Source organism: Vibrio sp. 10N.222.52.B12 (assembly GCF_002875385.1).
Taxonomy (GTDB): domain Bacteria; phylum Pseudomonadota; class Gammaproteobacteria; order Enterobacterales; family Vibrionaceae; genus Vibrio; species Vibrio jasicida.
Genome location: NZ_MDAW01000123.1, coordinates 1 through 24,899 on the forward strand (window position 1 = coordinate 1; position 24,899 = coordinate 24,899).

The following is a 24,899-nucleotide window of genomic DNA, read 5'->3' on the forward strand; positions in this document are numbered from 1 at the left end:
CCATATCTTCATGGGATTACTGCTTCAGCAAACTACCCGCTGAATACCTGTACGCTTGAAGGGATAAATAACAAGATAAAGTTAATCAAGCGGATGGGATATGGCTATCGAGACACCGATTACTTCTTCTTAAAGATAAAAGCGGCTTTCCCCGGAAAGCCGCGATGAACCAAAAAAAAGCGTTGGTGAAGCTAATTTCATTAATGAACACAAAGGGAAGTGACGCAAACGCGCTGCCTAGAACCCAGACTAGCGTGGTGATCAAAAACGCATCTTTTACTTTGAGAGCGAGTGACGTTTTTCCGCCAATCGCCACACACACCAATCCCCCGATATGGGTAATGATTGCTGATAAACCAAAATCTAACGCCCCTTGAGTCCCTGTCACTACAGCCATCAAAAATGGGATATACATAAACAATGCGAGTTTAGATAACAGGAATCCCAAAACGAGAAACACTGGTTTATAGCTAATCATTAAAAATCAGTTCATTTATTCTTACCAACAACTTTATTATTTATTCAATTTTCCCAATTAAATTCAATTGATATATAAGGTTTAATCAATGACAGATACAATATGAGCAAAAATATAAATCATGCTATTTATTAGGAAGAAACATCAAAACACAATAGGCAGATAGCGCAATGACTTATTCTTATCGTTCCGTTACATTGATATAAACAACTGATAAAGAACCATCTAAATTAATATTTATAACTTTATGTTTCTGCCTAAAAAGATCCCTCTATTACCTAGTTATTCGATGTCGAGTAACTGCTATATAAACACAGACTTTTCATCCCCCTTGAGCAATTGCAGTGAAAAGATTCAAATTACATCATGTTTAACAACGGTTTATGTCAAGTTATACAAAACCACCACTGATTTATATCTCTCGAAGTTTTGTTTGCCATTAAGCTCCATCATGAGCAATGGACTCATCAATTCACTCGACATTCTGCTCAAGAAAAATGACGATACTCTATCTTCCATGGATAAAGATTTACTAACCCATGCCATCTACTTTTTTAGGTCTCAGTTCTCAAACTAACGCTGAGCCACCATATAACCATCATCTTTAGACATTGTTTTCTTTGGAGTTTTTTCTGAATTCCTGAGGCGTTACACCATACTTCTTCTTAAAGATCGTACAAAAGTACGCCGAGCTATTGAAGCCACTGAGTTCACTGATTTTTAAAACATTGTATGACGTGAACGTTAAGTAGTTGATGGAGATACCTAACCTTACATCATTGAGAATGTGCGAGAAGGCTCCCCCTTCCTTCGAGAGGTTTCTCCGTAACGTAGAAGGGCTGGTAAACATACAACTCGCCGCCAAGTCTAACGTCCACTTCTTCGTTGGTTCAGACATAAACAGCTTGGCTAAACGAGAAGACAACGATATGTGATAATCACTGTTAAACAATATGCTGACATCCACACCTTTTTTATACAGCAGTAATACCAAGTGAAAGATACTCTGCTTCAGTGCGATATTTTTAATGCTTTTCAGCTTTTGGCAATTATTAAGTTGTCTATTTGAGTAAAAAATTTCGCACAGCTCTTTACTCTTATACAGAATAAATGACTCATTCTTGTTTTTGTTTAAGATGAGGTCATTAAGCTTTTCGAGCTTCACCTTCATCTTTTTGATGTCAGTCTTGTTGAGAGTCACTACCTCAAATGAGCTCTCATCCCCCTGCCTAAGCAGATCGCACTCAACCATCGCCCCTTCCGGGATAACCAATAAGCTATTGTTAAACAATGACAGTTCGTTTCCATTGATGGCGATGAACCCTTGGTAATTGGAGATCCGAACGAGTAGGCTCCTTTTCGAACGATAGGGCTTCAGTGTGACTTTCTTTGATTGAACTTGATGGAAAAACATATGCGAATAACCTGATGCTTTTTTCTGAGAGTATCACTCCTCCCACTGAAAACATCATGAGCCATAATCAATGAGATATTTTCAAAATAATATGATGGTATTTCTACATTTCGTATTTATTGGTTTATTTTCTGGTAAAAAAACGCAGTTAACATGATAAGCGTCTGTTTATTACATAAAACAGACAGAAAACCCTACCCTTGTTATTTAACACCTAATAATAACAACCATTTAATTATTCGCTCATTCGATATAACACAGCTAGGTTGGTACACTATCTGGGTTTCTGTTTGTATTTTTTAAATCACCTGAGATATACCACTATTTTCGAAGGAATTATGGAGCGAATTATTCGATTTTTTACTTTCGGTCTTTGGGGAACGAAAGAAGAGCGACACCTTTCAAGAAAGATCAATCATTCTTACACATCATTAAAAGTCGTTGGCAGGGGGACCGTGTTTATATCTGCCAAAGAGGTTCATCAAGACCTAATGACGAACAATATTTATGAAAGAGCTCGGTTACTCGTTGAGGAGAAATAGTTGTTTTTGTTGCTAATCTTACCAATCTTGGTAAGTGGTTTTTTGGTTTGTCATATCCATCCGTTCTATCGATACAAGGTGCACCGTTATGAAGGACAGTACCTGTACTTAAAAAGCGCAAACTTAGGCATGATATGTTTGTTTATCGCCTTAGGCTTAGTCTTGCTCATTAATCGCTACGCGTATTTTTTCGCAGCCATCGTACATGTCGCTCCGATAAAATGGTTGCCTGACGCATTGTTGGCACAAACGCCTTATGAGTTTACATCGAACCTACTCTACGAACTTGATGCCTTTACCAATCAAGAGGTAATTAATCTCACCTGGGTGACCCTGATTACGTTTTCGATGTTGCTCGTGCCTGTATTTTGGTCTCTGCTCGCCTACATCAAATATTGCATTCGCTACATGACGTTTAGCCCAAAAGAGCGACTGAATGCGAGAGTCTTTTCCGACAGCTCACTGGATGACTTTCTCTTTAAATCAGCGTTAGAAAAAGGGGACAAAATGGTCATGTTAACGCTATCAGATAGAAGGTTATATGTGGGGAAAGTGCTCAGCTTAGGCGAGCCCAACGAAGCGGAAGGACTCAACCAAGAGATATCGATAAAGCCGGTAATGAGTGGGTATCGAGACAAGGGTACGCTAGAAGTCCATTTTACTAAGCACTACGCCAACACTGATGCCAATGCCGTCACCATCATCAAGCAAGATCTGATCTCCTCAGCTTGCGCTTTTAGCTTTGCAACCTATGAGAAATTGCATCGAAAAGGCTAGAACTTGTGAAAGCGTATCATCCTACCCACGGTTGATACGCTTATCATACTTCTACGCTGGCTTAACGTTTAAAAGAAACTGCTCTAGAGAACCGATTCCCGCCAGTTCAAAAATCTGATTAAGCACGTTCTGATGGTAATTGTGCATATCAAGGATTTCCTCAATCACCTCTCGCTCCATGCTACCCAGAAAAATACCCGCTAATATCGCGTCAAACCAGCGGAAAGTACACCGAGCGACGACGTTTTTTACGTTAAGTTCATTTGCCCTAATCGTGATATCCAGCAGCAGTTGGTACTTATAAAAATATAGCTCACTGCCATATTCCTCCGTAATAGGGAACGCCTCCGCTTCCTCGCCAAATATCAACAAGCGATCTTCTATCATTTCTTGATGCTTGGTTTGCACATTGCGTTTGAAATTACTGACTTCCACACCCAACCATGAACCGGCCAGCAAGATGTAGCTGTCCATGCCTTGAAGGCTCTCAAGTACTTCCTGCTGTTTTTCATAGATGGCCTTTCTCACCGCTGGCACTTTAGCCTTTGGGCATAAACCACGCCAAGCAAGGTCCAATAAAGTCACAAGTTCATTGGGATCTTCGTTATCCGAGTAATAAAAAGTAGAGCGGTTGATGAAGCGATCTGCCAAACGTTGATGTTTATCCCTGTAGAGGTGAATCAGACAGGCATCCGTCGTTTTACAATAAGCTTCACAAGGTATAGAAACATAGTGTGATTGGACACGGTTGACTTGATAATGCGTGTTCTCGCACGAGTGTCCCAAAATACGTTTTAAGAGGCCCATAAATCTCCTAAAGACCTACAAGAGGTTGATATCCTTAACAAACAAACTTAATGGTGACTCTGCACCCTAGCACACTCATTTTTTATTTGGGTCTCATACCGGAAGTTGACGGTTTTTCACTGTAACTTGCTTGAGAATCTAAAGGAGAGAAGCCCTGCACCGCAACTCATTCAGGAGAAGAAGTACGTCAGATCAAAAAAGCCAGTCTCTCGGGACTGGCTTTTGTTTTGTGGAGTATTGCTGATTACTTAATTCAGGCTGCACTTCGCCAACTGCGATCATCAAATCACAGGTTATGGATGCCATTCCTTTGTATTTTCCAAAGATAATAGACATTTATACAAGTAATGAAGCTATTAGTAACCGTCACTGGCCATGCACTAATCATCACACCATAAATGGCAAATAAGGAGCAACCTATAAGATTCAAGACTCTTAAACTTACAATATTTTTCATTGTTAGAGATAACGCCACTATCGTTGAAGCAGCATACCCAGTAATTTCGACTACATTCATCGTTTTCTCTCAGATAAAATATAGAAACGCCTAACCACCCAAAACTAGGTCACAGCGTGTTGACGTGAGGCTAACAGCACTAATTTTCGAAATGAGGTAATACATGATCAGTAAATAACTTTAAGCAATGACTGTTCTGTTCATAGCTTAAACCATTCGCCAACCATAATGCGAACTCATCGATGCCTAAGTCCTGATATTGTTTCAGCACCTCGAGAATTTCATCTACAGTACCAACAAGTAAGCTATCTTCGAGTTCCTCTAATGAACAACCAACAGGTACACTTAACTCACCTTCTAATCGCCCCTTACAGACCGAATTAGATTGGTTAAACCATGCGAAGAATTCACTGTAATATCGAATAAAATGCCGACGTATAGTTGCTTTTTCCTGCTCACTTTCAACGATATAAGCATGCTGCAGCAGCATTAGTTTAGTGTTACGAGGTGATTCCTTTTTCGCATCATTGAATATAGCTACACTATCCTTTACCTTTTTCATACCGTGCCATAGCGGTGTCATCTGAACATTGCATTTTTGCTCAATTGCAAATTTAACAGTCTCAGGACTCTGCGCAGCAATCCAAATTGGGACACTAGTACCCTTTGAGGTCTGAGGTATTATGGACGTACTTGGGAATGACCAATTTTTTCCCTGGTGGGTGTAATTTCCATTCCACAAGCCACGCAATGTAGTCACATGTTCGCACAACATTTCAGAGGCTTGTTCACTGCTTATCCCTTGAGCAAGTCGATCGTATTCATATTGGAATGCTCCTTTAGAGAGACCAACTTCTAACCGCCCTTGAGTTATCTGATCTGTAAGCGCTACCTCGCCTGCGAGTCGAATAGGATGCCAAAATGGCGCCACAATCGTTGCCGTTCCAAGACGAGCATGTTGAATCTGGTCAGATAATGCGGCAATCGTAAGTAATGGATTGGGAGAAATAGCGAAATCCATTGCATGATGCTCCCCTGTCCAAATTGTATGAAAACCACCATGATCTCCTTGTTTGCAAAGTGCAACAAAGTGTTGATAAGCAGTTTCATAACTCGTTTCTACATCTGCCCTTTCAGTATGTAAACAAAGAGATAGTTTCATGGTGACGCCTCTAGGTTTGAGAGTTGAGATTAATGATGCATTTTTGTTGCTAGCGCAAAACGGTTCCAAGCGTTGATCATAATCACCTGCATCATAGCTTCTGCTGTTTGTTGTTCACCTAAGCTTTCTATGCACATTTGATAGGTTAATTCAGATACGCCTTTATGGTGAATCAATGTCATTTCATCAACCAGTTGTAAAAGCGATCGCTCTTTATCATCGAAGCGAGGGGACTCTTTCCATGCTGATAGCGCAAAAATCTTTTGTTGTTCAATTCCAACTTTGAGCGCTTCCTTACTATGCATTTCAATACAGTATGCACATTGATTAATCATTGAAGCTCTCAGTTTAATCAGTTCTTTTAAATTTGCAGAAAGTTGAGTGTTTGATAGATAATTTTCTATACCAAGCATAGCTTTAACTGCTTTTGGTTGAATTTCTGCTATATCAATTCTAGTGTTCATAATCTTGCCTATTCTTAGTTTATGTGTCTCATCGACAAAGCAGATTGTGAGCTAAAATATCTAAATAAAGAATGCACAGCGTAATGAGTTCAGTTTTGCAAAAAACGCAAAGGTAAAAAATGCTAAATCAAATTAGAATACTGGTTCAGGTAGTTGAGTCTGGAAGCTTTTCAAAGGCCGGACAGGTGCTCAATATGGCACCGTCATCAATATCTAGATCTATAGATAATCTGGAGCATACGCTGCAATCAACCCTATTCAGGAGAAGTACAAGAAGCTTGTCTCTTACAGAGGATGGTGAATATTTTTATCAGCAATCTACGAAGATTCTATTTGACACAAATAAGCTAATATCCGAAATGAAAGGAGACCGAGCAGAGCCTCAAGGTATGTTACGTATATCGGTGTTTGAAAGCTTTGGTAACTTAGTATTAGCACCTATTTTGCCGCGATTTCTCGCGATGTATCCTAAAGTCACTGTTGAAATTGACCTAGACAACAAAGTAGTAGATTTGAATAGTGAGAACGTTGATGTTGCGATTCGTATAGGTACTCCTCAGGACAGCGGTCTAAAAGCCCGACGCTTGATGCCCAACCTCACGTCTTTAGTCGCAACACCTGAATACTTGGCATCTCACTCTCCCATACAAGAGCCAGAAGATATTCAAGAGCATAACTGCCTACTCATTAGTCATGGGCGAAAAAGGCACAGCTTCTATTTTTCTAATGGTACAGAAAGTAAGCGAGTTGCCGTTAATGGCAATTTGGTATCTAAAGGAGGCTCACCATTACTCAGTGCAGCATTGAGTGGCTCTGGTGTCCTGTTGTTGTCGACATGGATGGTAGAGCCTTACTTAAAAAACAAACAATTAGTAGAGATACTGCCTGAATGGATAACAAGTTCTTCAGAGAGGGGGAGCGGTGAAATATATGCCATTTATAAAGGTCTTGAATACCCTAAACCTCACCTAAGGGCATGGTTAGACTTTTTAGTTTCTGAACTCAATAAACCTCAGAATTCTTGAATAAAATTATCAGTCTCGCAAATAGGAATATAATGAAGAGTATTCGCATTGCTGTGCCTGCTCTACTGAGTGAGCGAAAAAAACGTTACCATCTTGCTAAAATCGCACTGAAGCGCAAACAAAATACACCACATGACGCCTATTCAGTTCGAGACTTCTACTTCGGCGCCTACGAAAGCGAGTGGGTCTCCCCTTACACTAAGTCAGCAGCAAACCTAAATGCCGATGTGATGGTATTACTACAAGATTGGGCATCGAAAGAGTACCTTTCCAAAAAATTTCGACCGGAGTTAGCTTTGTTAGGTTTAGATCCCAAACTACCTACATCTCAAAGACTAGACCGCCTATTAACGCATCATCTTAATTTAAGACTTTGTGATACTTTCGCGACCAACCTGAACCCATTTATCAAACAAGGTTCGTTGTCTGCGGCGATGACTTGGCAAAACTTACTTTTCTGCGCCGAACAGTATGCTTTACCGCAAATAGAGATAATATCACCTCGACTTGTTATCTGTTTAGGGCTTAATGTATTCAATGCTCTCTCAATAGCCGCAGGCGGTGTTCGTCATAAACGTTTGGACAACGCTATTAAGGCGCCATTTCTTCTATTATCTCAAAATGGGAACTTTTGCTATGTATTTGCCCAATCTCATACAGGTTTCCATGGGTATACATCTCGAAATCGTAATAATCGTCAACAGGTAGAGCTAGACTGGAACCAAATGATGAGCCATTTTAAATATGAATTTAGCCCATATTAAAGGCGCACATTTTGCTCTCTTTTTACTTATCTTCATCAAGATAAGCTCTATAAAAAAGGTCATCGTTTGAGTGTGACCTTTTTTCTATATGTAGTATTTCTCTGGTTACTTGATAAAAGAAATACAGCCTTGCAGAATCACTAGGTTGACGATGTCGATAAAGAACGCGCCAACAATAGGCACCACCATAAAGGCTTGTGGTGATGGACCGAAGCGGTTAACGATAGAGCCCATGTTCATTACTGCGGTTGGGGTTGCGCCCAGACCAAAGCCACAGTGACCACTTGCGATGACTGCTGCATCGTAGTTGCTGCCCATCACGCGGAATGTCACGTAGTAAGCAAAAACCGCTAGAATCACCGATTGCACCGCCAAAATGATGAGGAACGGGATTGCTAAGTCGAAGATGTTCCACAGTTTTAGGCTCATTAGCGCCATCGCTAGGAACAGAGACAGCGAAACCGTACCAAGAATATCGACCGTCTCAACATCCACTTTGCGTACTTTGGTCACTTCCATGATGTTGGTGATCACCACACCGATAAACAGCGCGTAAACAAAGTCCGGAATCATCAACCATTTGATGCCAAAGCTGCTCACCCAGCCTTCTAAGTAATCGGCACCAGTAACACACAATAGAATGATCGATAAACTCTCGACCACTTTCTTCGCGGTTACGCGGTCTTCTTCGTGCTCGTTGTAGGTCACCAATTCAGGAAAACGTTCGTGAGTTTGGTTGGTGCGTCCGTATTCAGATTCAAGGTTACGTTTATCAATCAATCGCTGCGCTACTGGGCTGCCGATGATGCCACCAATCACCAATCCAAAGGTAGCGGATGCCATTGCCACTTCTAGTACGTTGTGTAAGCCGTACATGTCTTGGAAGGTTTGCGACCATGCTGCGCCTGTACCGTGACCGCCAGACAGCGTAATCGAGCCTGCAATCAAGCCTATTAGCGGGTCTAAGCCGAGTGCGGTTGCCAAAGATACACCGACCGCGTTTTGGATAAGAATGTACACCGATGCTACAGCTAAAAAGATAAATACCTTAGCGCCACCTTTAATCAACTGGGTGTAGTTCGCTGCTAAGCCAACGGTAGCGAAGAACATCAACATGAAAGTGTTTTGCAGCGGTAAATCGAAAACTAAATCCACGCCATTGAAGTGCATCGCGGTGATCGCACATGCGACAATCAAACCACCCACAATTGGCTCGGGAATATTGAATTTCTTTAAGATCGGTAATTTAGCGTTAACGAATTGTCCCAAGAACAACACACAAATAGCGACGAGAAACGATTCTTGTGGACCGACAGAAATGACCTGATTCATAAAACCTCTTTGCCTCCTTTTTCTCATCCTTTGAGTAACAACTCGCAGGTTGAGCGGTATTTAGGCAGGTCAGAGTGCCTACTGAACGTGTGGTTTTCTAGGGTCCAAACCCACTAAATTCTCATTAAATAAGAAAGCAACAACTCGGATATTCACCCAATTCTCACTCAGTGAAAAAACACACTTTTTCACCAAGTTTTGTGGCGCAATTTTCTCGTTTTTTTGGCTCTTCTCAACTTATGAGAAGTGAACAATTTTTTGCCAGTTTTTAGGGGCAAAAACGTATGCGATTGCGTGCAAATTTTGCGTGAAACTCTGGTGCAAACTTTGTCGAATTTTCGTCAACAAAAGTGATTGAGAAAACAGCGCAAGAAGATTGGCGCTTTCTATCCCATCGCTAAGGTGTTATACATATATATAACACCAACTCAGCCAAGGAAACCAATCATGACGCATTGGCATGATCGCCAACCGATTTTCCGTCAGTTGGCTGACCAGATCACCCAGCAAATATTGCAAGGCATCTGGCAAGAGGGCGAAGCTTTGCCTTCGGTACGCAGTGTCTCTACGGACATGAAGATCAACCACCTGACGGTCATGAAGGGCTATCAGTTATTGGTTGATGAAGGATTGGTTGAGAAGAAACGTGGGCAAGGCATGTTTGTCGCCCAAGGTGCAAAAAAACAGCTGCTTGCTGATGAAAAAGCCCGTTTCCTTGAACAACAAATTCCGCAGATCGCCGACACACTACAACGTCTGGATATGTCTCTTGATGAATTTATCCAACAAATCCAAACACATATTGAAGGTGACCAATGAGCGCATTAGTCAGTGTAAAACACGTCTCCAAGCAATATCGTCAGCAGGGTGAAGCGCTGCATGACGTGAGCTTTGATCTACAAGCGGGTCAGGTGCTTGGCTTGCTAGGTCATAACGGTGCGGGTAAATCGACTCTCATTAACGCCCTACTCGGTGCACACGAATATCAGGGCACCATTCGCATCAACGGCTTTGAGCCAATCATGCAACGCGACAAAATCATGCAGAGCTTGTCTTACATCTCGGATGTGAACGTTCTACCAAACTGGATGACGGTTGCTCAGCTGCTCGATTACACCGAGGGCGTACACCCAGGTTTTAATCGCAGCAAAGCCGATACCATGCTTCGTCAAACCGACATCAAGCCGCGTGCACGCATCAAATCCCTATCGAAAGGCATGAAGGTGCAATTGCACTTGGCTGTCGTCATCGCGACCAATACGCAGATTCTGATTCTGGACGAGCCAACGCTTGGCTTGGATTTGGTTTATCGCGATACCTTCTACCGTCACTTGCTGGAATGGTTCCATGATGGCGAGCGTGTGCTGATAATAGCAAGCCATGAAGTATCGGAAATCGAACACCTACTGACGGACGTGCTGATCCTTAAACACGGTCGACCTGTTCTGCAAACCTCAATGGACAGCATCAGCGAAGATTACTTCATTCTCGATGCCAGTGATGAGCATCGCGCACAAATCGAAGCGCTGAAACCACTGTCATCGCAAAAAGGCTTAGGCACGACTAAATGGTTGCTGTCGTCCCAATACGCAGAGCAAGTCGCTGGGCTGGGTGATGTGTATAGCGTCAAGCTTGCGGATCTGTTCTTGGCATTGCAGAAGGAGGCAGCATAATGAAATCGATTGTCGCGATGTTGCGTAAAGAATGGCTAGAGAACCCATTGGTTACACGCGTGCCGTTATTTATGTTTGCCTGTGGTGTGCTGCTGTTTGTCAGCTTGATGAGTAGCTCGACACTGCAACACAATATGTTCTTCCAAATGAGCTTTGGCGGTGATGTCAGTGACATCCACAAAGAACTAGGCGATGACGTCAACATGCTGATCACAGGTGGCATTGGTTTATTGTCTATCCTGCTTGGCACTCAATACTTCCCAAGAACGCTGCGTAAAGAGCGCTCAGAGGGCAGTATCATGTTTTGGCGCAGTATGCCTGTCAGTGACGTGAAAACCCATCTGGTGAAGCTGACGTTTGGTTTATTGGTGATTCCGTTAGTGTGTTCGGTATTGGTTTTCGCTGCGGACTTTATGCTGTGGATGTTGAATGTCTCAACGGACCACCAGTTGGCGTTATTGTATCGACAAGCATCACTGGGCTTCGTACTGCTGAACTGGGTTGAATTCTTGCTTCGAATGGTAGTGGCTGGCGTGTTGCTATTGCCGCTCGCACTAACCGCAATGGCAATCTCACAGAAAGTGAACTCCCCCTTGTTGGTCATCTTGATTGGTATTTACGCACTGCGCTGGATGCCGATTGCGATGTTCAACTACTATGGTCTGGATGATTTCTTCTCAGCGATTTTCTATCTACCACTGCATGCGATTCTTGCGCCAAACCCATTCAGCGCGATTCCAGATGCAGGTTGGATGAACGTTGGGATTTACGCTTTCATCGGCGTACTTGCTTGGACAGCGAGCATCAAATTCAGCCGCACCGTGAACTAGCAAACACAGGCAAAATAAACCCATCAAAAGCGAGGTACTGTCCTCGCTTTTTTATTTCCGCGCCCAAGCAGCATTTGTGCTAAACCACTTTGACTAAACTAGGCAGCAGAGCGTCGATGTTTTTCACTTCATCGAACTGAGCCAACTTTCGCTTTATCTGTTCTGCTGGCAGCGCTTGTGCTCTTGCGATATAGCGATTTTTCAACAGACACGCCACTTGGTCCCACTGTTGTATATGCGCATGGGCCATCAGCAGGTATTGTGAAATGACGTCTTGCTGCGCGTGACTTCCCCCCAGCTTGCTGTGCAAATCTCTCACCTGGTTAATCAACTCAATGCAATGACGGTAGTTCGAACTGTGGTACGCCTTGATGGCCTGCATTAACTTGCTGCCTGTCATAAACTCCACTTCCTGAGTTTGTAGTGGCGAACTGATAATTTGCGTTATATTGGCATCTAACTGGTCATGATGATCGGTTTTCGCTAACACCATGGCATTGTGAATTTCAGTAAACATGATAGTGCTGTCGGCAGAAATCTCTAGTGCTCCGGCACTCAATCGATGCCAACGTTCTCCAACATCAGCTCCCATTAACTCCAAGCGAGCCAATAACGAAGCTGCGTTTTGGATATCAAGGTATATCGAAGACTCTGCAGGGTAGATGTACTGATCAAACAAAACCAAGGCGCCATCAATATTGCCTTGCTCAAGATGGAACAACGCAAGGTGCCACCAAAGATGGCCGCGAAACGCATTGTGATTTGAAAACGTATTCGCATGACCTTGTAAGAACTCGATGCCCTCTTTCGCCTCGCCTTGCATCTCAAAAATATGAGCCATCGTATGCTTGGCAATTAGGTCTTGATGGTTCAACACTAACGTCTGGCGCGCAAACGCTTCTGCCAATTCATATTCCCCCGCCTCTTCGAGTGCAAAGGCATGAGCGGCGGCAAACATCCAATATCCTGGCGTCAGCTCATCCCAATAGGGTAAGACTTGCAAAGAAACGTGCAGTGCCCGTTGCTTTTGGCCAAACCAAAATGTTTGCCCCGTAAATTGGCGATAGGCAATGATATCCAAAGGCCAAAGACTCAGAATATGTTGCCATGTATCCAGAGCCCCCTTCAGATTGCTTTGGCTCCATTGTTTCAACGCATGCATGTGCAGCGCTTCACGCTTGGTGGCCGATTGCGCGAACTGATCCAACTGCGTAACCATTTTAGCCACGATGGGTAAAGTAGAACGACGCCCATCACTCGCATGGCTGTACGCCTTAAAAATCCATCCCATCATAAAGTCCGGATAGAGCAGTAGCAGTTGATCGAGATCGCTCATTGCACTGGGAAGAAAGGTCAACGTATCTTCGAGAATCCGTTCAAATTGTTCTGCCCCTGCAGCATCAATGCCGTTCATCTCTAGCGTTCTTTTGTCTTTAACCATTGCATACCTACTAGTAGATAGTTGTTGAATTTAAAATAATACCCGCACTTATCGCGGGCAGTATTATAAAAATATTAGCGTTTAAGGAGTGCGAGACAACTCGCCTTCACGCTGCGAATGTAATCGGCATCTTTAAACTGAGAAAGTAACATACTGCCTTCCAGCGCAACAAAGATTAGCCTTGCAACTTGAGCTGATTCCACTCGTAAGTCGAACTCTCCGTTCTCTACACCCTGATCAATGATTTTTTGTAGCCATTGCTCATTCATTTGCACAAAACGCGACAGCAGCCCTTCTAGGCCATCTGCCAAAGAGTAAAAGTCAGAAGCGTACATACCACACAAACACAACTTATCTTGCTCGCGTACGCCAATAAAAATATCAGCCAGCGCTTCAATTTTTTCCTCGGCACTGCTTGGTTGGCCCTCGATCTGAATTAACGCCGCTTCGTAGTTTGCGAGATAGCGTTCAAACACCGCTTCAGCCAAGTCTTGCTTGGTTTTAAAATGGTAATGAATACTCGCGGTCTTAATACCCAGCTCATTTTGGATGTCGCGAAAGCTAAAACCATTAAAACCTCGGCTTTGTATGTAGCTTTCAGCAAGGTCGGCAATCTTTGCAGCCGTCGGGCTAAGTTCTTTCATGTGGCTTCCACCTTAAACATTTTTGCAAAAGATAGCATGCCCTCACAAACCTGTCTACCTACTGATAGGTATTGTTTCTTTTTCAAAAAAGACTTAACCTACCTACCAGTAGATAATCAACATTAAAGGCAAACAATGAAATACGATTTTATTATTATCGGAGGCGGTTTGAGCGGTCTCTACACCGCAGCGTACCTAGAAAAAGCGGGGCATAACTACTTGCTACTTGAGGCGAGAAGCAAACTCGGAGGTCGAATTCTATCTTCTGCGAGCTTGGCAGCAAACAGTCAACACGACCAATTTGACCTCGGCCCATCTTGGTTTTGGCCCAAGATGAATCATCGCGTCATGAGGCTTGTCGACAACTTATCGCTTCCCATCGTAGAACAGTATGAAACTGGCGATATGTTAATCGAACAAGCTGGGCAGGCTGGTATTCGTCAAGTGTCGAATCAATTCTTTTCTTCTCCTCAATCCATGAGAGTATCGGGTGGCATGGCGCAATTGGTGGCAGGAGTAGCAAAGTTACTCAACCCAGAAAACATCAAATATGAACATCAAGTGCACGCTGTGAGTCATACTGAAGGCCAAGGATATAGCGTCGATGTTATCCACCAAGCAGAGCGGCTGACCTTAGAGAGTGAGAACATCATCTTCGCTCTCCCTCATCGTTTGATTGCCAATAACATCCGCTTGACGCCCCCCCTTCCAACAACGGCGTTAAATGCGCTGGAAAAAACGCCCACATGGATGGCCGCTCACGCGAAATTCTTCGCCATTTATGACCGACCTTTCTGGCGTGCAAACGGATTGTCCGGTTACGCAAACAGCCAAGTTGGTCCATTGGTGGAAATTCATGACGCCAGTGCTGAAAATGGCCATGCCGCCCTGTTCGGTTTTATCGGTTACGATGCTCAAGCTCGCGCACAGTTAGGCGCCACTGAATTGAAAACCATGGCAGTTGAGCAACTAGCGAGACTCTTTGGCCCCGAGGCGTATAACGTCACTGAAGTAAAACTGCTCGACTGGTCGAAAGAGGCATACACGGCGGTTGAAAAGGATCACACCATGCCAACTCATCACCCGCGTTATGGGCTCAACGCATCACTGGAGCAATTAAGCCAACAGGGCATGTACTTTGCGGGAACAGAATCAGCACAAGAGTTCGGTGGATTTATTGAGGGCGCGTTAGAAGCAGCAGAGAGTGTTATTGAAAAGCTTGCCGCTCGTTAAATTGCTCTATCCCTTCATTTATGGGGAGGTTGTTGCTCCCCGTAACCCACTCGTCCCTTAGTTTTACTTCTACTTCTACTTCTACTTCTACTTCTACTTCTACTTCTACTTCTAAAAAATATTGTGATAGTACTTCTGGCGGGTTAAGTCCATAATCCCACGATCAACGAGCATCAAGCTCTTATCTTGAAACCATTAAGTAGAACAACAGCAATGACAGCACAGTCAACGGTCATTCTTGGACTGTATAACCCGAAAGATCCAACCAATGTGGGAGCGGTAATGCGCGCAGCAGGTTGTTATGACGCCACACAAGTTCGTTATAACGGTACTCGCTATAATCGTGCAGTAAAATTCCGAACCGACACGAAGAACATGCACGAACGTATCAATTTGATCGAAATGGACGATCTCACCGCTCACCTTGCTGAAGACGTGAAAGTGGTGTGTGTTGAGTTGGCAGTTGGCGCTACGGCGTTGCCTCTTTTTACTCACCCAGAAAACGCGGTGTATATTTTTGGCCCAGAAGATGGCTCACTGCCGCAAGAGGTTGTCGATAAGGCTGACCACGTAGTGTATGTTCCCACCAATGGCTGCATGAACTTGGCGGCAACGGTCAATGTTGTCTTGTATGATCGTTTGGCGAAAAATCTGGGCACGATTGACGACCATCAACAAGTGATTACCAACCGAGACAACAAAAATCGATTGAAGGTCAAAGACTGCGTATCAGCGCAATAATTTGTACTCGGTACTGCTTAATAAAAAAAGAGCCTATATCGAAATATAGGCTCAAAGCAGTGAAAAAGTGTGCGTGATTTTGATTAATATTTTAGTTATGCAACGATGGCTGAAACTTTGACCGCATCGCTAATGGTGCGATAGTTTGGAGAGAACTGCTGTACGCTCGCAATGACTTCGTCATAATCAGCCTGAGTCCCCTCACCTTTTACTTCAAATTGAAATTGGATTTCATCAAAGCCAACCGGCGCTTCTTCGCTCACATTTAGGAAGCCACGTAAATCCAGGGCACCTTTGATGGTTAGTTTCACAGCGTCTAGCTTGATACCACGAGCACTCGCACCCGCAACAAAACCCACCATCATGCAACCAGCCATACCGCCCAATAGGTAATCTTGAGGTGTTGGGTATGCATTGTTGCCCAATAGCTCTTCTGGTTCACCAACTTCGAAGCTGAAGTCTTTAACGATTTCTTTTCCGCCAACCTTTTGATTCAAAGTACGGATTTCACTGTGAACGCCGCCTTTCCATTCAGCAACAATGCCGTATTCAGAGATCGCCTGCGTTGCGTCTTCAGTGATCACGTGAGTGTAAGCCGCTAGGTCATCGAGTTTAATGCCGTTTAGTGGTGAGTTATCCATGATATGTCCTTGTTATTATTTGATGTCGTGTTTACTACTGAATTTTTAAGTGGGGCCTTTAGGGATGGAGTGAAAGGCCCCAATTCGCACGTTTAGTGATGTTAGTTACGGCCAGCCATTACACCGCCGTCGACATTAAGCACTGTGCCAGTTACCCAAGACGATTTGTCTGACAGTAAGTACTCAATCGCGTCTGCCACATCTTCTGTTGAACCGATACGGCCAATCGGGTGGAAATCATTGAAGCCTTGTAGTGCTGATTCGATTTCTTCTTCCGCGATAAATGACTTGTAAATCGTCGACATCACAACAGCTGGTGCTACAGCATTTACGCGTACGCCGTGATCACCAAGTTCAATTGCTAGGTTTTTCGTCAGAGCATGAAGACCCGCTTTTTGCATTGAGTACGCTGATGATGGCGTTGCTTTAATTGCTTGGTGAGCCCACATAGAACCGATATTTACGATCGCACCGCCGCCGTGCTCTTTCATGTTTTTCGCCACAGCCTGAGTGATGAAGAAAAACGCGCGGTTCATGTCTAGTTGTAGGTCGTAATCACGCTCTGAGTGGTCAAGGAAATCAACCGGTTTGAAGAAGCCAGCAGCATTAACCAAGTAACCAATATGACGTTTTTCAGCATTCAATTGTTCGATGAAGCTTTTCACTGCACTTGGGTCATACAGATCAACTTGAGCGGTTTCTACTAGGCCTTTGGTCACACTTTCTAAATCCTGCTTTGCTTCAGCAAGATTGTTTTTATCGTGCGAAAGAATCATGACGGGTACACCAGCTTTAAGAAGTCGCTCTGCTGTCGCTTTACCCATACCTGATGAGCCGCCTACGATAAGTGCAATTGAAGATGTGTTGAACATAATACGTTTCCTTTCCCTTACTAGCCTACCTACTAGTAAGTAGGCAGTGTTTTTATTAAAAAAGGAGGTGGTTTGGGAACCAGCTCCTCATCAGTGGTTGTTACTCTAAGATCATATTATTTTAACGTCAACAACCTTATCTACCTATCAGTAGGTATACTTTATCATTTCCTTATTATTCAAATATTTATTTAGAATAATTTTTTATTCTACCCGTTCACATCATCAATAAATACAAAAAAAGGCCACAGATAAACTGTGGCCTCTATAAGTATTTTTTATCAATCTAGCCAAGAAACGAAATGTAGCCTTGCAGAATGATCAAGTTAACGATGTCGATGAAGAAGGCACCAACAATCGGTACAACCATGAAAGCTTGTGGCGACGGACCAAAGCGGTTAACGATAGAACCCATGTTCATTACCGCTGTTGGGGTTGCCCCCAAACCAAAACCACAGTGACCACCAGAGATAACCGCTGCATCATAGTTACTACCCATCACCTTGAACGTTACGTAGTAGGTAAAGATAGCCAGAATCACCGATTGCACGCCCAGAATCACCAAGAATGGGATCGCTAGGTCGAAAATGTTCCACAGTTTCAGGCTCATCAATGCCATTGCCAAGAACAGAGACAACGATACCGTACCTAGCATATCGACCGTTTCTGTATCTAACTTACGGACTTTAGTTACTTCCAAGAAGTTAGTGATGATCACACCAATGAACAATGCGTAGACGAAGTCTGGAATCATCAGCCATTGAATATCGTAAGTGCTCACCCATTGCTCTACGTACTTAGCGCCTGTCACACAGATCAATAGGAAGAACAATTTCTCAACCACTTTTTTCGCGGTTACTTTGTCTTCTTCGTATTCGTTGTACGTCACCAATTCTGGGAATTTTTCGTGGGTTTTGGCATCTCTGCCCCCAGGACCATACTCAGATTCGATCTTGTTCTTTTCGATCAATCGCTGAGCAACCGGACTACCGATGATACCACCGATGATCAAACCGAATGTTGCTGACGCCATCGCGATTTCCAACACGTTATTTAATCCATACACGTCTTGGAACGTTTGTGACCATGCCGCACCTGTGCCGTGGCCACCTGAAAGAGTAATCGAACCTGCGATAAGCCCCATCAGCGGATCTAAACCCAATGCCGCCGCTAATGAAACACCGACACCGTTTTGTATGATGATGTAGAACGACGCGACCGCTAAGAAGATAAAGACCTTCGCGCCCCCTTTCATCAACTGAGTGTAGTTTGCTGCTAAACCAACAGTAGCAAAGAACATCAGCATAAATGTGTTCTGCAACGGCAAATCGAATTCCAGATCGATACCGTTGAAATGAAGAGCAGTAATGGCGCAGGCGACTATCAAGCCCCCTACAATCGGCTCAGGTATGTTGAATTTCTTTAAGATCGGTAGCTTAGCATTAATGAAATGCCCCAAAAAAAGCACACTGATCGCAACCAAAAAGGACTCCAGTGCACCTACAGATATCAAATGATTCATATCGCCTCTTATTATTGTTCTCTTCATCCTCCGTAATGATTGAGTGTTAGTTTAACCTTCGCTCAATAGCAAATTTTCTCGCTATATTTTTTCGAAAATACTCAAAAGGTTGTGTTAAATGCGCCTTAGGCTAGTTTAAGGGACGGTCGTTAAGCGATGTTCTGATTTATGCGCTATTCGCAAGCCCTAAAATGTAAAAGGAGCCGATTAAGCTCCTTCTTATCCGGTTCACATTCAAAGCAAAAATGACTGCTTGATGTGGATGGACATATAGTGTTGTGAGTATTGTCCGAGAGAGACTTTCTGAACCGCTATCGGGCTCCCTTACTTAAACAGAAAGTCATCCTCACTATTGGGCAAAGTTCCTTACCGTTATAACGAATAGAGCGCCGTGGTGGCGCTCTAACATCTGGGTTTGCTTGTATCCTATCGTAGTTCAATAACTCTGACTCATGATGATTAAAACGAGCCGAATCCAAGGAAATTCTCAAGCTTGCAACAAGTGTTCTCGTTACAACGGAGCGAGATTATAACATATCGCTGAAAATTTTCCTCATTTCAGTGCTATTCGCCACTTTTATACTTTTCTTCTGCAATGATTAACTGCTCTATATCATTGTTACAGACGAAAGAGCGAAGCGCCTCAAACTTATCTTCATCCCACGTGTAGATTTGCAGCGCGAGCAGCTTATCGATGGTGTCTTGCTCAAAGCGAAGCTTGATGGGTTTTGCGGGCGATCCTGCCACCACGGTATAAGGCGGGATATCTCTAGTCACCACACTGTTTGCCGCGATGACTGCACCTTCCCCAATTTTGACACCAGGCATGATCATCGCGCGCATACCAATCCAAGCCGCATCACCAATAACGGTATCGCCTTTGCCTTGGTAAGATTGCTCAATGTCATCAAGAAACGGATACAGACAGAACCAGTCCGTCCTGTGATTGTGGTTGCCGCCCATCAAAATCACCGCTTCAGCCGCGATACAAACGTAATCACCGATGTAGAGCTGATCGACTTCCCACCTCGGCTGCCACGCTTTACTGATTTCATCGCCATGCAGATAACGCACGACCGAATCTTCAAAGCCGTTATCCCAACAATCGCTGTAATAACTGTGGGTGCCTTTGATGTGGATGTTTTGGTTTTGCACCACTTGGTGCAGGTACTGAAATTTGGACCAATGTTTTTTCATGGCAATTACCTTAATAGAGTAAATGTATGCCACGGAACGATTTCTCGTGGCGTTGTTGCTGCGTTCTCAGTCAACGACGCCTATTGGATGCGGGGTTGCAGTAATAATGGATTGTTCATGAATGTGCCCTCCAGCGCGCACACTATAAAAAGCATGTATAATTTTCAAGCAAACCAAACAAATAACAAGATTCCGAAAATGAAAAGTCACTCTGCCTTTGCCTCTCTGCTGCTGTTTGCTGCCACAGCGTCTGCGAGCGAAAACATTAAAATCGAATACCGCCCTGCAGAAACTGCCGACGATCGCTTTGCTGCACAAGTGATTGAAAGCAGTGAAGTGAACGACATCTTTGTCCAGCTTTCTGATGATTACTTCCCGTTTGATAATCCACTAACACTGACCTACGGTGGCGAAGACGGTCCACTTTACGATCCAGAAACCCACACCATCTATATTCCCTACACCTTCTATCTGGAATCATTCAACTACTTCACCAACAACAAATACCAAGAACGTTACGGTAAATCACCGAAAACGGGCGCGCTCGATACTTTGCTGCACACACTATTGCACGAAGCCGGACACGCGTACATTGCCGATCAAAACATTCCGGTACTGGGTAAAGAGGAAGATGCGGTCGACAACTTCGCTACCATTTTGTTGATTGATTACGTCGATGACGGTGCCGATGTGGCGATCAGTGCTGCAGACATGTTCGCATTCGAATCCGACGACAGACCGGATTACTACGATTTTGGCGAGTACATTGACGAGCACAGTTTCGATCTACAGCGTTACTTCTCTACCCTGTGTCTGGTCTACGGCAGCGATCCAGAGCAATACAAAGCCTTGTTAGATGAAGTAGAAAAAGATTACTTACGCGATCGTAAAGAGTTCTGCCAATTCAATTACGGCAACATCCGTGATAATTGGCTGCATTACTTGCAAGACAATGAACTAAAAGAAAAATAATCGCGTAAAAGGGATGAGAACCGTCAATAATGAGCCCAATCATGACCAAACTGACCGTATTTTATGATGGCACTTGTCCCTTGTGCGCCAAAGAGATGAAGGCGCTAAAACAACGCGATGCCAAGCAGCAAATCAAAACCGTCGATATCTACAGCGAGGCGTTCGCCGCTTATCCGCAGATCGATCCGGAGCAAGCCAACACCATTTTGCATGCCCTAAACGATAAGGGAGAGCTTCTGCTTGGGTTGGATGTGACTCATCGCGCATGGCAACTGGTCGGTCGCGGTTGGTTGTATGCACCGCTGCGTTGGCGCGCTGTCAAACCTGTTGCGGATTGGCTTTACCTCAAATTTGCCAAAAACCGCTACCGCGTCTCCTACTGGTTAACGGGCACTTCTCGCTGCAATAACGGTTCGTGTTCACGTTAATTGTGATCCTGCTTAAAAATGCTACGACCTTAGTCTAAATTTATAAACTTCCAGTACTTCTGATTGATTAACTCGGTTAATCTCTAAGCATTACAACAATAAGTATTAATAATTTTATCAGGCAAGCTTATTCAGCTTGTCACTTGTAACGCTGCGCCGAGAGAAGGACGTCTCTATGAATCTGACGATCAGAAAACGACTATATATCCTTTCAATAATTCCAATTCTAACCATGGCAATAGGCATGATGTGGTTCACCTATCTACAAACCACAGCCTACAACGAACACGAGATTGAGCAGACTCGAAGTCAAATGATGGAGATGAAAAAAGCCGAGCTCAAAAACTACGTCCAAATGGCGCGCTCCGCCGTCGAGCCACTACTCGCTCAAAATGCCTCGCTTGAAGAAGCACTGCCTATCTTGAAACAGCTGGAGTTCGGTCAATCCGGCTACATCTTTGGCTACGATTCAAAAGGTGTGCGTGTCGTGGTGGGTAAAAACACCAAAGGCATCGGAGAGAACTTCTATAACTTGCAGGACAAGAAGGGCAACTATCTGATTCAGGATTTGATCAAAAACTCCAAAACTGGTGAGTTCACGACTTATTACTTCCCGAAACTCGGTCAGAGCGAGGCGCTACCGAAATTAAGCTACTCGGTCTTTATTCCTGAATGGGATTTGATGTTGGGTACGGGCTTCTACACTGACGATATCGACGCCATTGTGGCAAACATGGAAGAAGCCGCGCATCAGGCCCTCAACACCACACTGACAGCAATTGCTCTGTTCTGTGTCTCGATTGCAGCCATCGTTGCGGTCTTCGCGGTGTTTGTTAACCGCAGCATCATGAAGCCTATTGAGCTGTTTGATGCCTCAATCCACTCTTTCGCGCAAGGCGATGCAGACTTAACCGCGCGCATGGAAGAATCAAGCGTACCTGAGTTCACCCAGTTGAGCCGTAACTTCAATATCTTCGTTGAAAGCCTGCAAGGCATCATCAAGAGTGTTAGCCACGTAGGGCAAGAAGTGGTTTCAGAGACCAACGACATGTCACAGCGAGCATCGCAAGTGGACGAGTTGGCCTCTGGTCAGCGTGAAGAGACCGAACAAGTCGCAGCGGCAATGACCGAGATGACAGCAACGGCGCACGAGATTTCCAGCAACGCTAACCAAGCGGCGCAATCCGCCAAAGACGCCGATGAAAACTCACAGCAAGCGAAACACATTGTTGATTCCGCAGCAAACTCTGTTGAAGCGCTCGCGCTAGAGGTGTCAGAAGCCAGCACGGTGATTTCTCGTTTAGAGAGCGATGTACAAAACATTTCTTCTTCACTAGAAGTGATTCAAGACATCGCCGAGCAAACCAACCTATTGGCACTGAACGCAGCCATTGAAGCAGCCCGTGCAGGCGAACAAGGTCGCGGCTTCGCAGTCGTTGCCGATGAGGTTCGCAAACTGGCAAGTCGCACTCAAGACAGCACAGGCGAAATTCACCAAATGATTGAGCAGTTGAAGTCTGGCTCGGATGCAGCAGTGAAAGCCATGGGTTCAAGCCAAGCGCGTGGTGAAGCAACGGTTGAGGAAGCACGAGCTGCCTCAGCCGCACTGCAAGAAATCCAAGCCGCAATTGCTAACATCATGGACATGAACACGCTGATCGCAACAGCAACCGAAGAGCAAAGCCAAGTTGGGCAAGAGATTTCACAACGCATCGAAGTCATCTCTCAACAAAGCAGCCAATCGGCGCACCTTGCGAATCAAAACCGCGCAGGTAGTGGCAACCTAAACCACAAAGCTAACGAGCTGTACGACTTGGTCGGTCGCTTTACGGTTTAACGCTTTCCTCACCCACTCACCATTCAAACAGCGACGCCAAAACGTCGCTGTTTTTATTTCTGCTATCCTCAGAAGTCTTAGGGTCTGTTGACCTTTCGGGTTAAATTTTGTTCGAGATAAAATCGTTTTAGGCGAGGCAAGGAGTGTGTAGCCTAGTCACTCTAAGCAAATACTCCTTAACGAAGCATAAAACGATTTTAGCCGAACCCTTTGGGCAGCATTTGTTGGCTCTTTCTACTGCGTTATCGACTTCTCATGTAGGCTAGCTACACAGCAAAGCCTCTGCCTTGTATAAACACCCAACCATTCGCTGCAAAAATCAGCTCGAAAGGTCAACAGACCCTAGCTATAATGCCGCCAACTTAGTACCCATAAGGGCAAACCAGATGATTATTATGACCACCAATTTCGGTGATATCGAGATTGAACTGAACCTAGAACGAGCGCCAGTTAGCTCAAAGAACTTCAAAAAATACTGTGAAGATGGCTTCTACAACGGCACCATTTTCCACCGCGTTATCGATGGCTTTATGATTCAAGGTGGCGGTCATACAGAAGACATGGCAGAAAAGCCGACACGCGCCCCGATTGCGAACGAAGCAAACCGTGGTCTAAAGAACCTTGTTGGCACTATCGCAATGGCGCGTACCGATGCACCGCACTCTGCAACAGCACAGTTCTTCATTAACTTGGAAGACAATGATTTCCTAGACCACACCGCAACCACCAACCTAGGTTGGGGCTACGCCGTGTTTGGTAAAGTGACCGCGGGTATGGATGTCGTAAACCGCATCGCGAAAGTGAAAACGACCTCTAAGCTTGGTCACGATGATGTGCCATGCGATCCAATCATTATTGAGAAAGTGACGATCAGCGAATAAGCACACTCGCCTCTTCGGAGAAATCGTCGCTATAAAACGACAAAAGCGCCTAACGTCATATGACCTAGGCGCTTTTTGTTTTTATGACTGGCTTGTGCCGGAGTTATTGATAGAAAAGCTCGGCTTTTGCTCCGACTAAATCAAGCTCAGAGCCTTGAAAATCAGCCAGATATTCAGCAACAAGGTTGTACCCAACCCAATACCCCATGTATTTCGGCCAGCGGCTTTCATCGCAACCAAGAAAGTAAGCGTCGAAGTTGTAATCTAAGTTGGTCAACTTGTCTTTCATCTCAGCATAGAAAGGACGCCAATCTTGATCTTTGATTTGCTCAAACAAGCTTGGAGTGACGCCGCCATTCACCTTACGTTCGAAATGACAAGCTAACCCTTCCATAATCAGTACATCACCAAGCGCAACGCCATTCTCTCCCGCTCGCATACGGAACAGGTGATGCAACTCATGCGCTAACACCGCAGCTAGTTCTTTCTCAATAACGTTCTTAATATCAGCACGTTGAGTATCAAGCAGAATCTCTACACGATAGGCGCTTAAGCAATAGCCACCAATCCCCGTCTGCGGTACGTCATTGCGATCAAACGGGCTAACAGTCAGGTCAACATTACTTAAATGGTTGTTACTTAAATCAAAGTAACTAGAAAGTTGTGAGCTCAGATCATCAAGTTTCTGATGCAAATACTCAGAGATTGGAGACAACTCTCCCGTCGCATTTAACAGGGTTACGCGATAACTCATTTATCTTCCTT

Annotated in this window: 27 protein-coding genes; 13 read left to right on the plus strand and 14 right to left on the minus strand. The window is 44.3% G+C overall.

Going from position 1 to position 24,899, the window contains the following annotated elements; all coding sequences use genetic code 11:
• Positions 1-168, plus strand: a 168-nt coding sequence (locus tag BCT11_RS15780; protein WP_198593956.1) for a transposase, incomplete at its 5' end; no start/stop codon positions are given.
• Here the strand turns inward: BCT11_RS15780 and BCT11_RS15785 are convergent.
• Both BCT11_RS15785 and BCT11_RS15790 read right to left on the minus strand, forming a co-directional pair.
• The gene (locus tag BCT11_RS15785; RefSeq protein ID WP_241909024.1) at positions 86-478 is read right to left on the minus strand and encodes a hypothetical protein; all 393 of its coding nucleotides are present in this window, start codon (positions 476-478) and stop codon (positions 86-88) included. The genes BCT11_RS15780 and BCT11_RS15785 overlap by 83 nt on opposite strands.
• Positions 479-1,082: 604 nt before the next feature.
• Positions 1,083-1,892, minus strand: coding sequence for a helix-turn-helix domain-containing protein (locus BCT11_RS15790; protein WP_102388707.1), 810 nt, complete (start codon positions 1,890-1,892; stop codon positions 1,083-1,085).
• Between the two features lie 542 nt (positions 1,893-2,434).
• Between BCT11_RS15790 and BCT11_RS15800 the strand changes: the two genes are divergently transcribed.
• On the plus strand, positions 2,435-3,211 hold the full coding sequence (locus BCT11_RS15800; RefSeq protein ID WP_102388708.1) for a hypothetical protein: 777 nt from the start codon (positions 2,435-2,437) through the stop codon (positions 3,209-3,211).
• Positions 3,212-3,262: 51 nt separating this feature from the next.
• Here BCT11_RS15800 and BCT11_RS15805 read toward each other — a convergent pair whose 3' ends face one another.
• The 4 genes from BCT11_RS15805 to BCT11_RS15820 form a co-directional block, all read right to left on the minus strand.
• Positions 3,263-4,018: a hypothetical protein gene (locus BCT11_RS15805; protein ID WP_102388709.1), complete on the minus strand. Its 756-nt coding sequence runs from the start codon at positions 4,016-4,018 to the stop codon at positions 3,263-3,265.
• 286 nt (positions 4,019-4,304) lie between these two features.
• Positions 4,305-4,535 (minus strand): YgjV family protein, encoded by a 231-nt coding sequence (locus tag BCT11_RS15810; RefSeq protein WP_102388710.1) that lies wholly within the window; start codon positions 4,533-4,535, stop codon positions 4,305-4,307.
• Between the two features lie 79 nt (positions 4,536-4,614).
• Positions 4,615-5,637: an LLM class flavin-dependent oxidoreductase gene (locus BCT11_RS15815; RefSeq protein WP_102388711.1), complete on the minus strand. Its 1,023-nt coding sequence runs from the start codon at positions 5,635-5,637 to the stop codon at positions 4,615-4,617.
• A 29-nt stretch (positions 5,638-5,666) separates the two neighbouring features.
• A complete protein-coding gene (locus BCT11_RS15820) occupies positions 5,667-6,101 on the minus strand; it encodes a carboxymuconolactone decarboxylase family protein (RefSeq protein ID WP_045406490.1) in 435 nt (144 codons plus the stop codon).
• Positions 6,102-6,220: 119 nt separating this feature from the next.
• On the opposite strand from BCT11_RS15820, the gene BCT11_RS15825 reads away from it, so the two are divergent.
• Positions 6,221-7,126 (plus strand): LysR family transcriptional regulator, encoded by a 906-nt coding sequence (locus BCT11_RS15825; protein ID WP_102388712.1) that lies wholly within the window; start codon positions 6,221-6,223, stop codon positions 7,124-7,126.
• A gap of 32 nt (positions 7,127-7,158) precedes the next feature.
• Positions 7,159-7,890: a hypothetical protein gene (locus BCT11_RS15830; RefSeq protein ID WP_102388713.1), complete on the plus strand. Its 732-nt coding sequence runs from the start codon at positions 7,159-7,161 to the stop codon at positions 7,888-7,890.
• A 105-nt stretch (positions 7,891-7,995) separates the two neighbouring features.
• Here the strand turns inward: BCT11_RS15830 and gltS (BCT11_RS15835) are convergent, their stop codons facing one another.
• Entirely contained in the window at positions 7,996-9,222 is a 1,227-nt protein-coding gene (gene gltS / locus BCT11_RS15835) for a sodium/glutamate symporter (protein WP_102388714.1), read from the minus strand.
• A gap of 447 nt (positions 9,223-9,669) precedes the next feature.
• On the opposite strand from gltS (BCT11_RS15835), the gene BCT11_RS15840 reads away from it, so the two are divergent.
• The 3 genes from BCT11_RS15840 to BCT11_RS15850 are packed head-to-tail and all read left to right on the plus strand — an operon-like array spanning position 9,670 to position 11,725.
• Complete coding sequence (locus tag BCT11_RS15840; protein ID WP_050902345.1) at positions 9,670-10,041, plus strand: GntR family transcriptional regulator; 372 nt, start codon at positions 9,670-9,672, stop codon at positions 10,039-10,041.
• Positions 10,038-10,895: an ABC transporter ATP-binding protein gene (locus tag BCT11_RS15845; RefSeq protein ID WP_102388715.1), complete on the plus strand. Its 858-nt coding sequence runs from the start codon at positions 10,038-10,040 to the stop codon at positions 10,893-10,895. The genes BCT11_RS15840 and BCT11_RS15845 overlap by 4 nt, the downstream gene beginning before the upstream one ends.
• Complete coding sequence (locus BCT11_RS15850; RefSeq protein WP_039840737.1) at positions 10,895-11,725, plus strand: membrane protein; 831 nt, start codon at positions 10,895-10,897, stop codon at positions 11,723-11,725. Before BCT11_RS15845 ends, BCT11_RS15850 begins: the two co-directional genes overlap by 1 nt.
• Before the next feature lie 79 nt (positions 11,726-11,804).
• Here BCT11_RS15850 and BCT11_RS15855 read toward each other — a convergent pair whose 3' ends face one another.
• Both BCT11_RS15855 and BCT11_RS15860 read right to left on the minus strand, forming a co-directional pair.
• Entirely contained in the window at positions 11,805-13,166 is a 1,362-nt protein-coding gene (locus BCT11_RS15855; protein ID WP_102388717.1) for a tetratricopeptide repeat protein, read from the minus strand.
• 74 nt (positions 13,167-13,240) lie between these two features.
• Positions 13,241-13,810, minus strand: coding sequence for a TetR/AcrR family transcriptional regulator (locus BCT11_RS15860; protein ID WP_102388718.1), 570 nt, complete (start codon positions 13,808-13,810; stop codon positions 13,241-13,243).
• A gap of 135 nt (positions 13,811-13,945) precedes the next feature.
• On the opposite strand from BCT11_RS15860, the gene BCT11_RS15865 reads away from it, so the two are divergent.
• Together BCT11_RS15865 and BCT11_RS15870 are read left to right on the plus strand one after the other, a co-directional pair.
• Positions 13,946-15,043: an FAD-dependent oxidoreductase gene (locus BCT11_RS15865; protein ID WP_039973849.1), complete on the plus strand. Its 1,098-nt coding sequence runs from the start codon at positions 13,946-13,948 to the stop codon at positions 15,041-15,043.
• Between the two features lie 213 nt (positions 15,044-15,256).
• Positions 15,257-15,784 carry an RNA methyltransferase gene (locus BCT11_RS15870; RefSeq protein ID WP_038880074.1) on the plus strand — a complete coding sequence of 176 codons (528 nt, stop codon included), beginning with the start codon at positions 15,257-15,259 and terminating at the stop codon, positions 15,782-15,784.
• Positions 15,785-15,879: 95 nt separating this feature from the next.
• On the opposite strand, the gene BCT11_RS15875 is transcribed toward BCT11_RS15870, so the two are convergent.
• From BCT11_RS15875 to BCT11_RS15890, 4 genes are all read right to left on the minus strand, one after another.
• Positions 15,880-16,425, minus strand: coding sequence for an OsmC family protein (locus BCT11_RS15875; RefSeq protein WP_102388719.1), 546 nt, complete (start codon positions 16,423-16,425; stop codon positions 15,880-15,882).
• 101 nt (positions 16,426-16,526) lie between these two features.
• Complete coding sequence (locus BCT11_RS15880; RefSeq protein ID WP_095760348.1) at positions 16,527-17,297, minus strand: SDR family oxidoreductase; 771 nt, start codon at positions 17,295-17,297, stop codon at positions 16,527-16,529.
• 286 nt (positions 17,298-17,583) lie between these two features.
• The gene (gltS, locus tag BCT11_RS15885) at positions 17,584-18,819 is read right to left on the minus strand and encodes a sodium/glutamate symporter (RefSeq protein WP_038869865.1); all 1,236 of its coding nucleotides are present in this window, start codon (positions 18,817-18,819) and stop codon (positions 17,584-17,586) included.
• A gap of 564 nt (positions 18,820-19,383) precedes the next feature.
• A complete protein-coding gene (locus tag BCT11_RS15890; protein WP_039973855.1) occupies positions 19,384-20,016 on the minus strand; it encodes a CatB-related O-acetyltransferase in 633 nt (210 codons plus the stop codon).
• Positions 20,017-20,214: 198 nt separating this feature from the next.
• Here BCT11_RS15890 and BCT11_RS15895 point away from each other — a divergent pair, with 198 nt between their 5' ends.
• From BCT11_RS15895 to BCT11_RS15915, 4 genes are all read left to right on the plus strand, one after another.
• Positions 20,215-20,988, plus strand: coding sequence for a DUF4344 domain-containing metallopeptidase (locus BCT11_RS15895; RefSeq protein WP_102388736.1), 774 nt, complete (start codon positions 20,215-20,217; stop codon positions 20,986-20,988).
• A 41-nt stretch (positions 20,989-21,029) separates the two neighbouring features.
• Positions 21,030-21,416, plus strand: a complete 387-nt coding sequence (locus BCT11_RS15900; RefSeq protein ID WP_039986424.1) for a DUF393 domain-containing protein — start codon at positions 21,030-21,032, stop codon at positions 21,414-21,416.
• Positions 21,417-21,591: 175 nt separating this feature from the next.
• Positions 21,592-23,253, plus strand: coding sequence for a methyl-accepting chemotaxis protein (locus BCT11_RS15905; RefSeq protein ID WP_102388720.1), 1,662 nt, complete (start codon positions 21,592-21,594; stop codon positions 23,251-23,253).
• Between the two features lie 386 nt (positions 23,254-23,639).
• Positions 23,640-24,134, plus strand: coding sequence for a peptidylprolyl isomerase (locus BCT11_RS15915; protein ID WP_020195057.1), 495 nt, complete (start codon positions 23,640-23,642; stop codon positions 24,132-24,134).
• Positions 24,135-24,237: 103 nt separating this feature from the next.
• Here the strand turns inward: BCT11_RS15915 and BCT11_RS15920 are convergent, their stop codons facing one another.
• On the minus strand, positions 24,238-24,888 hold the full coding sequence (locus BCT11_RS15920) for a DUF2268 domain-containing putative Zn-dependent protease (protein ID WP_102388721.1): 651 nt from the start codon (positions 24,886-24,888) through the stop codon (positions 24,238-24,240).
• Between the last annotated feature and the right edge of the window lie 11 nt (positions 24,889-24,899).

What these genes read in the sequence shown, in the direction of transcription:
- BCT11_RS15785 (WP_241909024.1), bottom strand. Translation starts at nt 478, where the DNA reads ATGATTAGCTATAAACCAGTGTTTCTCGTTTTGGGATTCCTGTTATCT.
- BCT11_RS15915 (WP_020195057.1), top strand. Translation starts at nt 23,640, where the DNA reads ATGATTATTATGACCACCAATTTCGGTGATATCGAGATTGAACTGAAC.
- BCT11_RS15825 (WP_102388712.1), top strand. Translation starts at nt 6,221, where the DNA reads ATGCTAAATCAAATTAGAATACTGGTTCAGGTAGTTGAGTCTGGAAGC.
- BCT11_RS15920 (WP_102388721.1), bottom strand. Translation starts at nt 24,888, where the DNA reads ATGAGTTATCGCGTAACCCTGTTAAATGCGACGGGAGAGTTGTCTCCA.
- BCT11_RS15860 (WP_102388718.1), bottom strand. Translation starts at nt 13,810, where the DNA reads ATGAAAGAACTTAGCCCGACGGCTGCAAAGATTGCCGACCTTGCTGAA.
- BCT11_RS15820 (WP_045406490.1), bottom strand. Translation starts at nt 6,101, where the DNA reads ATGAACACTAGAATTGATATAGCAGAAATTCAACCAAAAGCAGTTAAA.
- BCT11_RS15875 (WP_102388719.1), bottom strand. Translation starts at nt 16,425, where the DNA reads ATGGATAACTCACCACTAAACGGCATTAAACTCGATGACCTAGCGGCT.
- BCT11_RS15905 (WP_102388720.1), top strand. Translation starts at nt 21,592, where the DNA reads ATGAATCTGACGATCAGAAAACGACTATATATCCTTTCAATAATTCCA.
- BCT11_RS15865 (WP_039973849.1), top strand. Translation starts at nt 13,946, where the DNA reads ATGAAATACGATTTTATTATTATCGGAGGCGGTTTGAGCGGTCTCTAC.
- BCT11_RS15895 (WP_102388736.1), top strand. Translation starts at nt 20,215, where the DNA reads ATGAAAAGTCACTCTGCCTTTGCCTCTCTGCTGCTGTTTGCTGCCACA.
- BCT11_RS15830 (WP_102388713.1), top strand. Translation starts at nt 7,159, where the DNA reads ATGAAGAGTATTCGCATTGCTGTGCCTGCTCTACTGAGTGAGCGAAAA.
- BCT11_RS15790 (WP_102388707.1), bottom strand. Translation starts at nt 1,892, where the DNA reads ATGTTTTTCCATCAAGTTCAATCAAAGAAAGTCACACTGAAGCCCTAT.
- BCT11_RS15880 (WP_095760348.1), bottom strand. Translation starts at nt 17,297, where the DNA reads ATGTTCAACACATCTTCAATTGCACTTATCGTAGGCGGCTCATCAGGT.
- BCT11_RS15900 (WP_039986424.1), top strand. Translation starts at nt 21,030, where the DNA reads ATGACCAAACTGACCGTATTTTATGATGGCACTTGTCCCTTGTGCGCC.
- BCT11_RS15845 (WP_102388715.1), top strand. Translation starts at nt 10,038, where the DNA reads ATGAGCGCATTAGTCAGTGTAAAACACGTCTCCAAGCAATATCGTCAG.
- gltS (WP_102388714.1), bottom strand. Translation starts at nt 9,222, where the DNA reads ATGAATCAGGTCATTTCTGTCGGTCCACAAGAATCGTTTCTCGTCGCT.
- BCT11_RS15870 (WP_038880074.1), top strand. Translation starts at nt 15,257, where the DNA reads ATGACAGCACAGTCAACGGTCATTCTTGGACTGTATAACCCGAAAGAT.
- BCT11_RS15855 (WP_102388717.1), bottom strand. Translation starts at nt 13,166, where the DNA reads ATGGTTAAAGACAAAAGAACGCTAGAGATGAACGGCATTGATGCTGCA.
- gltS (WP_038869865.1), bottom strand. Translation starts at nt 18,819, where the DNA reads ATGAATCATTTGATATCTGTAGGTGCACTGGAGTCCTTTTTGGTTGCG.
- BCT11_RS15815 (WP_102388711.1), bottom strand. Translation starts at nt 5,637, where the DNA reads ATGAAACTATCTCTTTGTTTACATACTGAAAGGGCAGATGTAGAAACG.
- BCT11_RS15890 (WP_039973855.1), bottom strand. Translation starts at nt 20,016, where the DNA reads ATGAAAAAACATTGGTCCAAATTTCAGTACCTGCACCAAGTGGTGCAA.
- BCT11_RS15805 (WP_102388709.1), bottom strand. Translation starts at nt 4,018, where the DNA reads ATGGGCCTCTTAAAACGTATTTTGGGACACTCGTGCGAGAACACGCAT.
- BCT11_RS15840 (WP_050902345.1), top strand. Translation starts at nt 9,670, where the DNA reads ATGACGCATTGGCATGATCGCCAACCGATTTTCCGTCAGTTGGCTGAC.
- BCT11_RS15850 (WP_039840737.1), top strand. Translation starts at nt 10,895, where the DNA reads ATGAAATCGATTGTCGCGATGTTGCGTAAAGAATGGCTAGAGAACCCA.
- BCT11_RS15810 (WP_102388710.1), bottom strand. Translation starts at nt 4,535, where the DNA reads ATGAATGTAGTCGAAATTACTGGGTATGCTGCTTCAACGATAGTGGCG.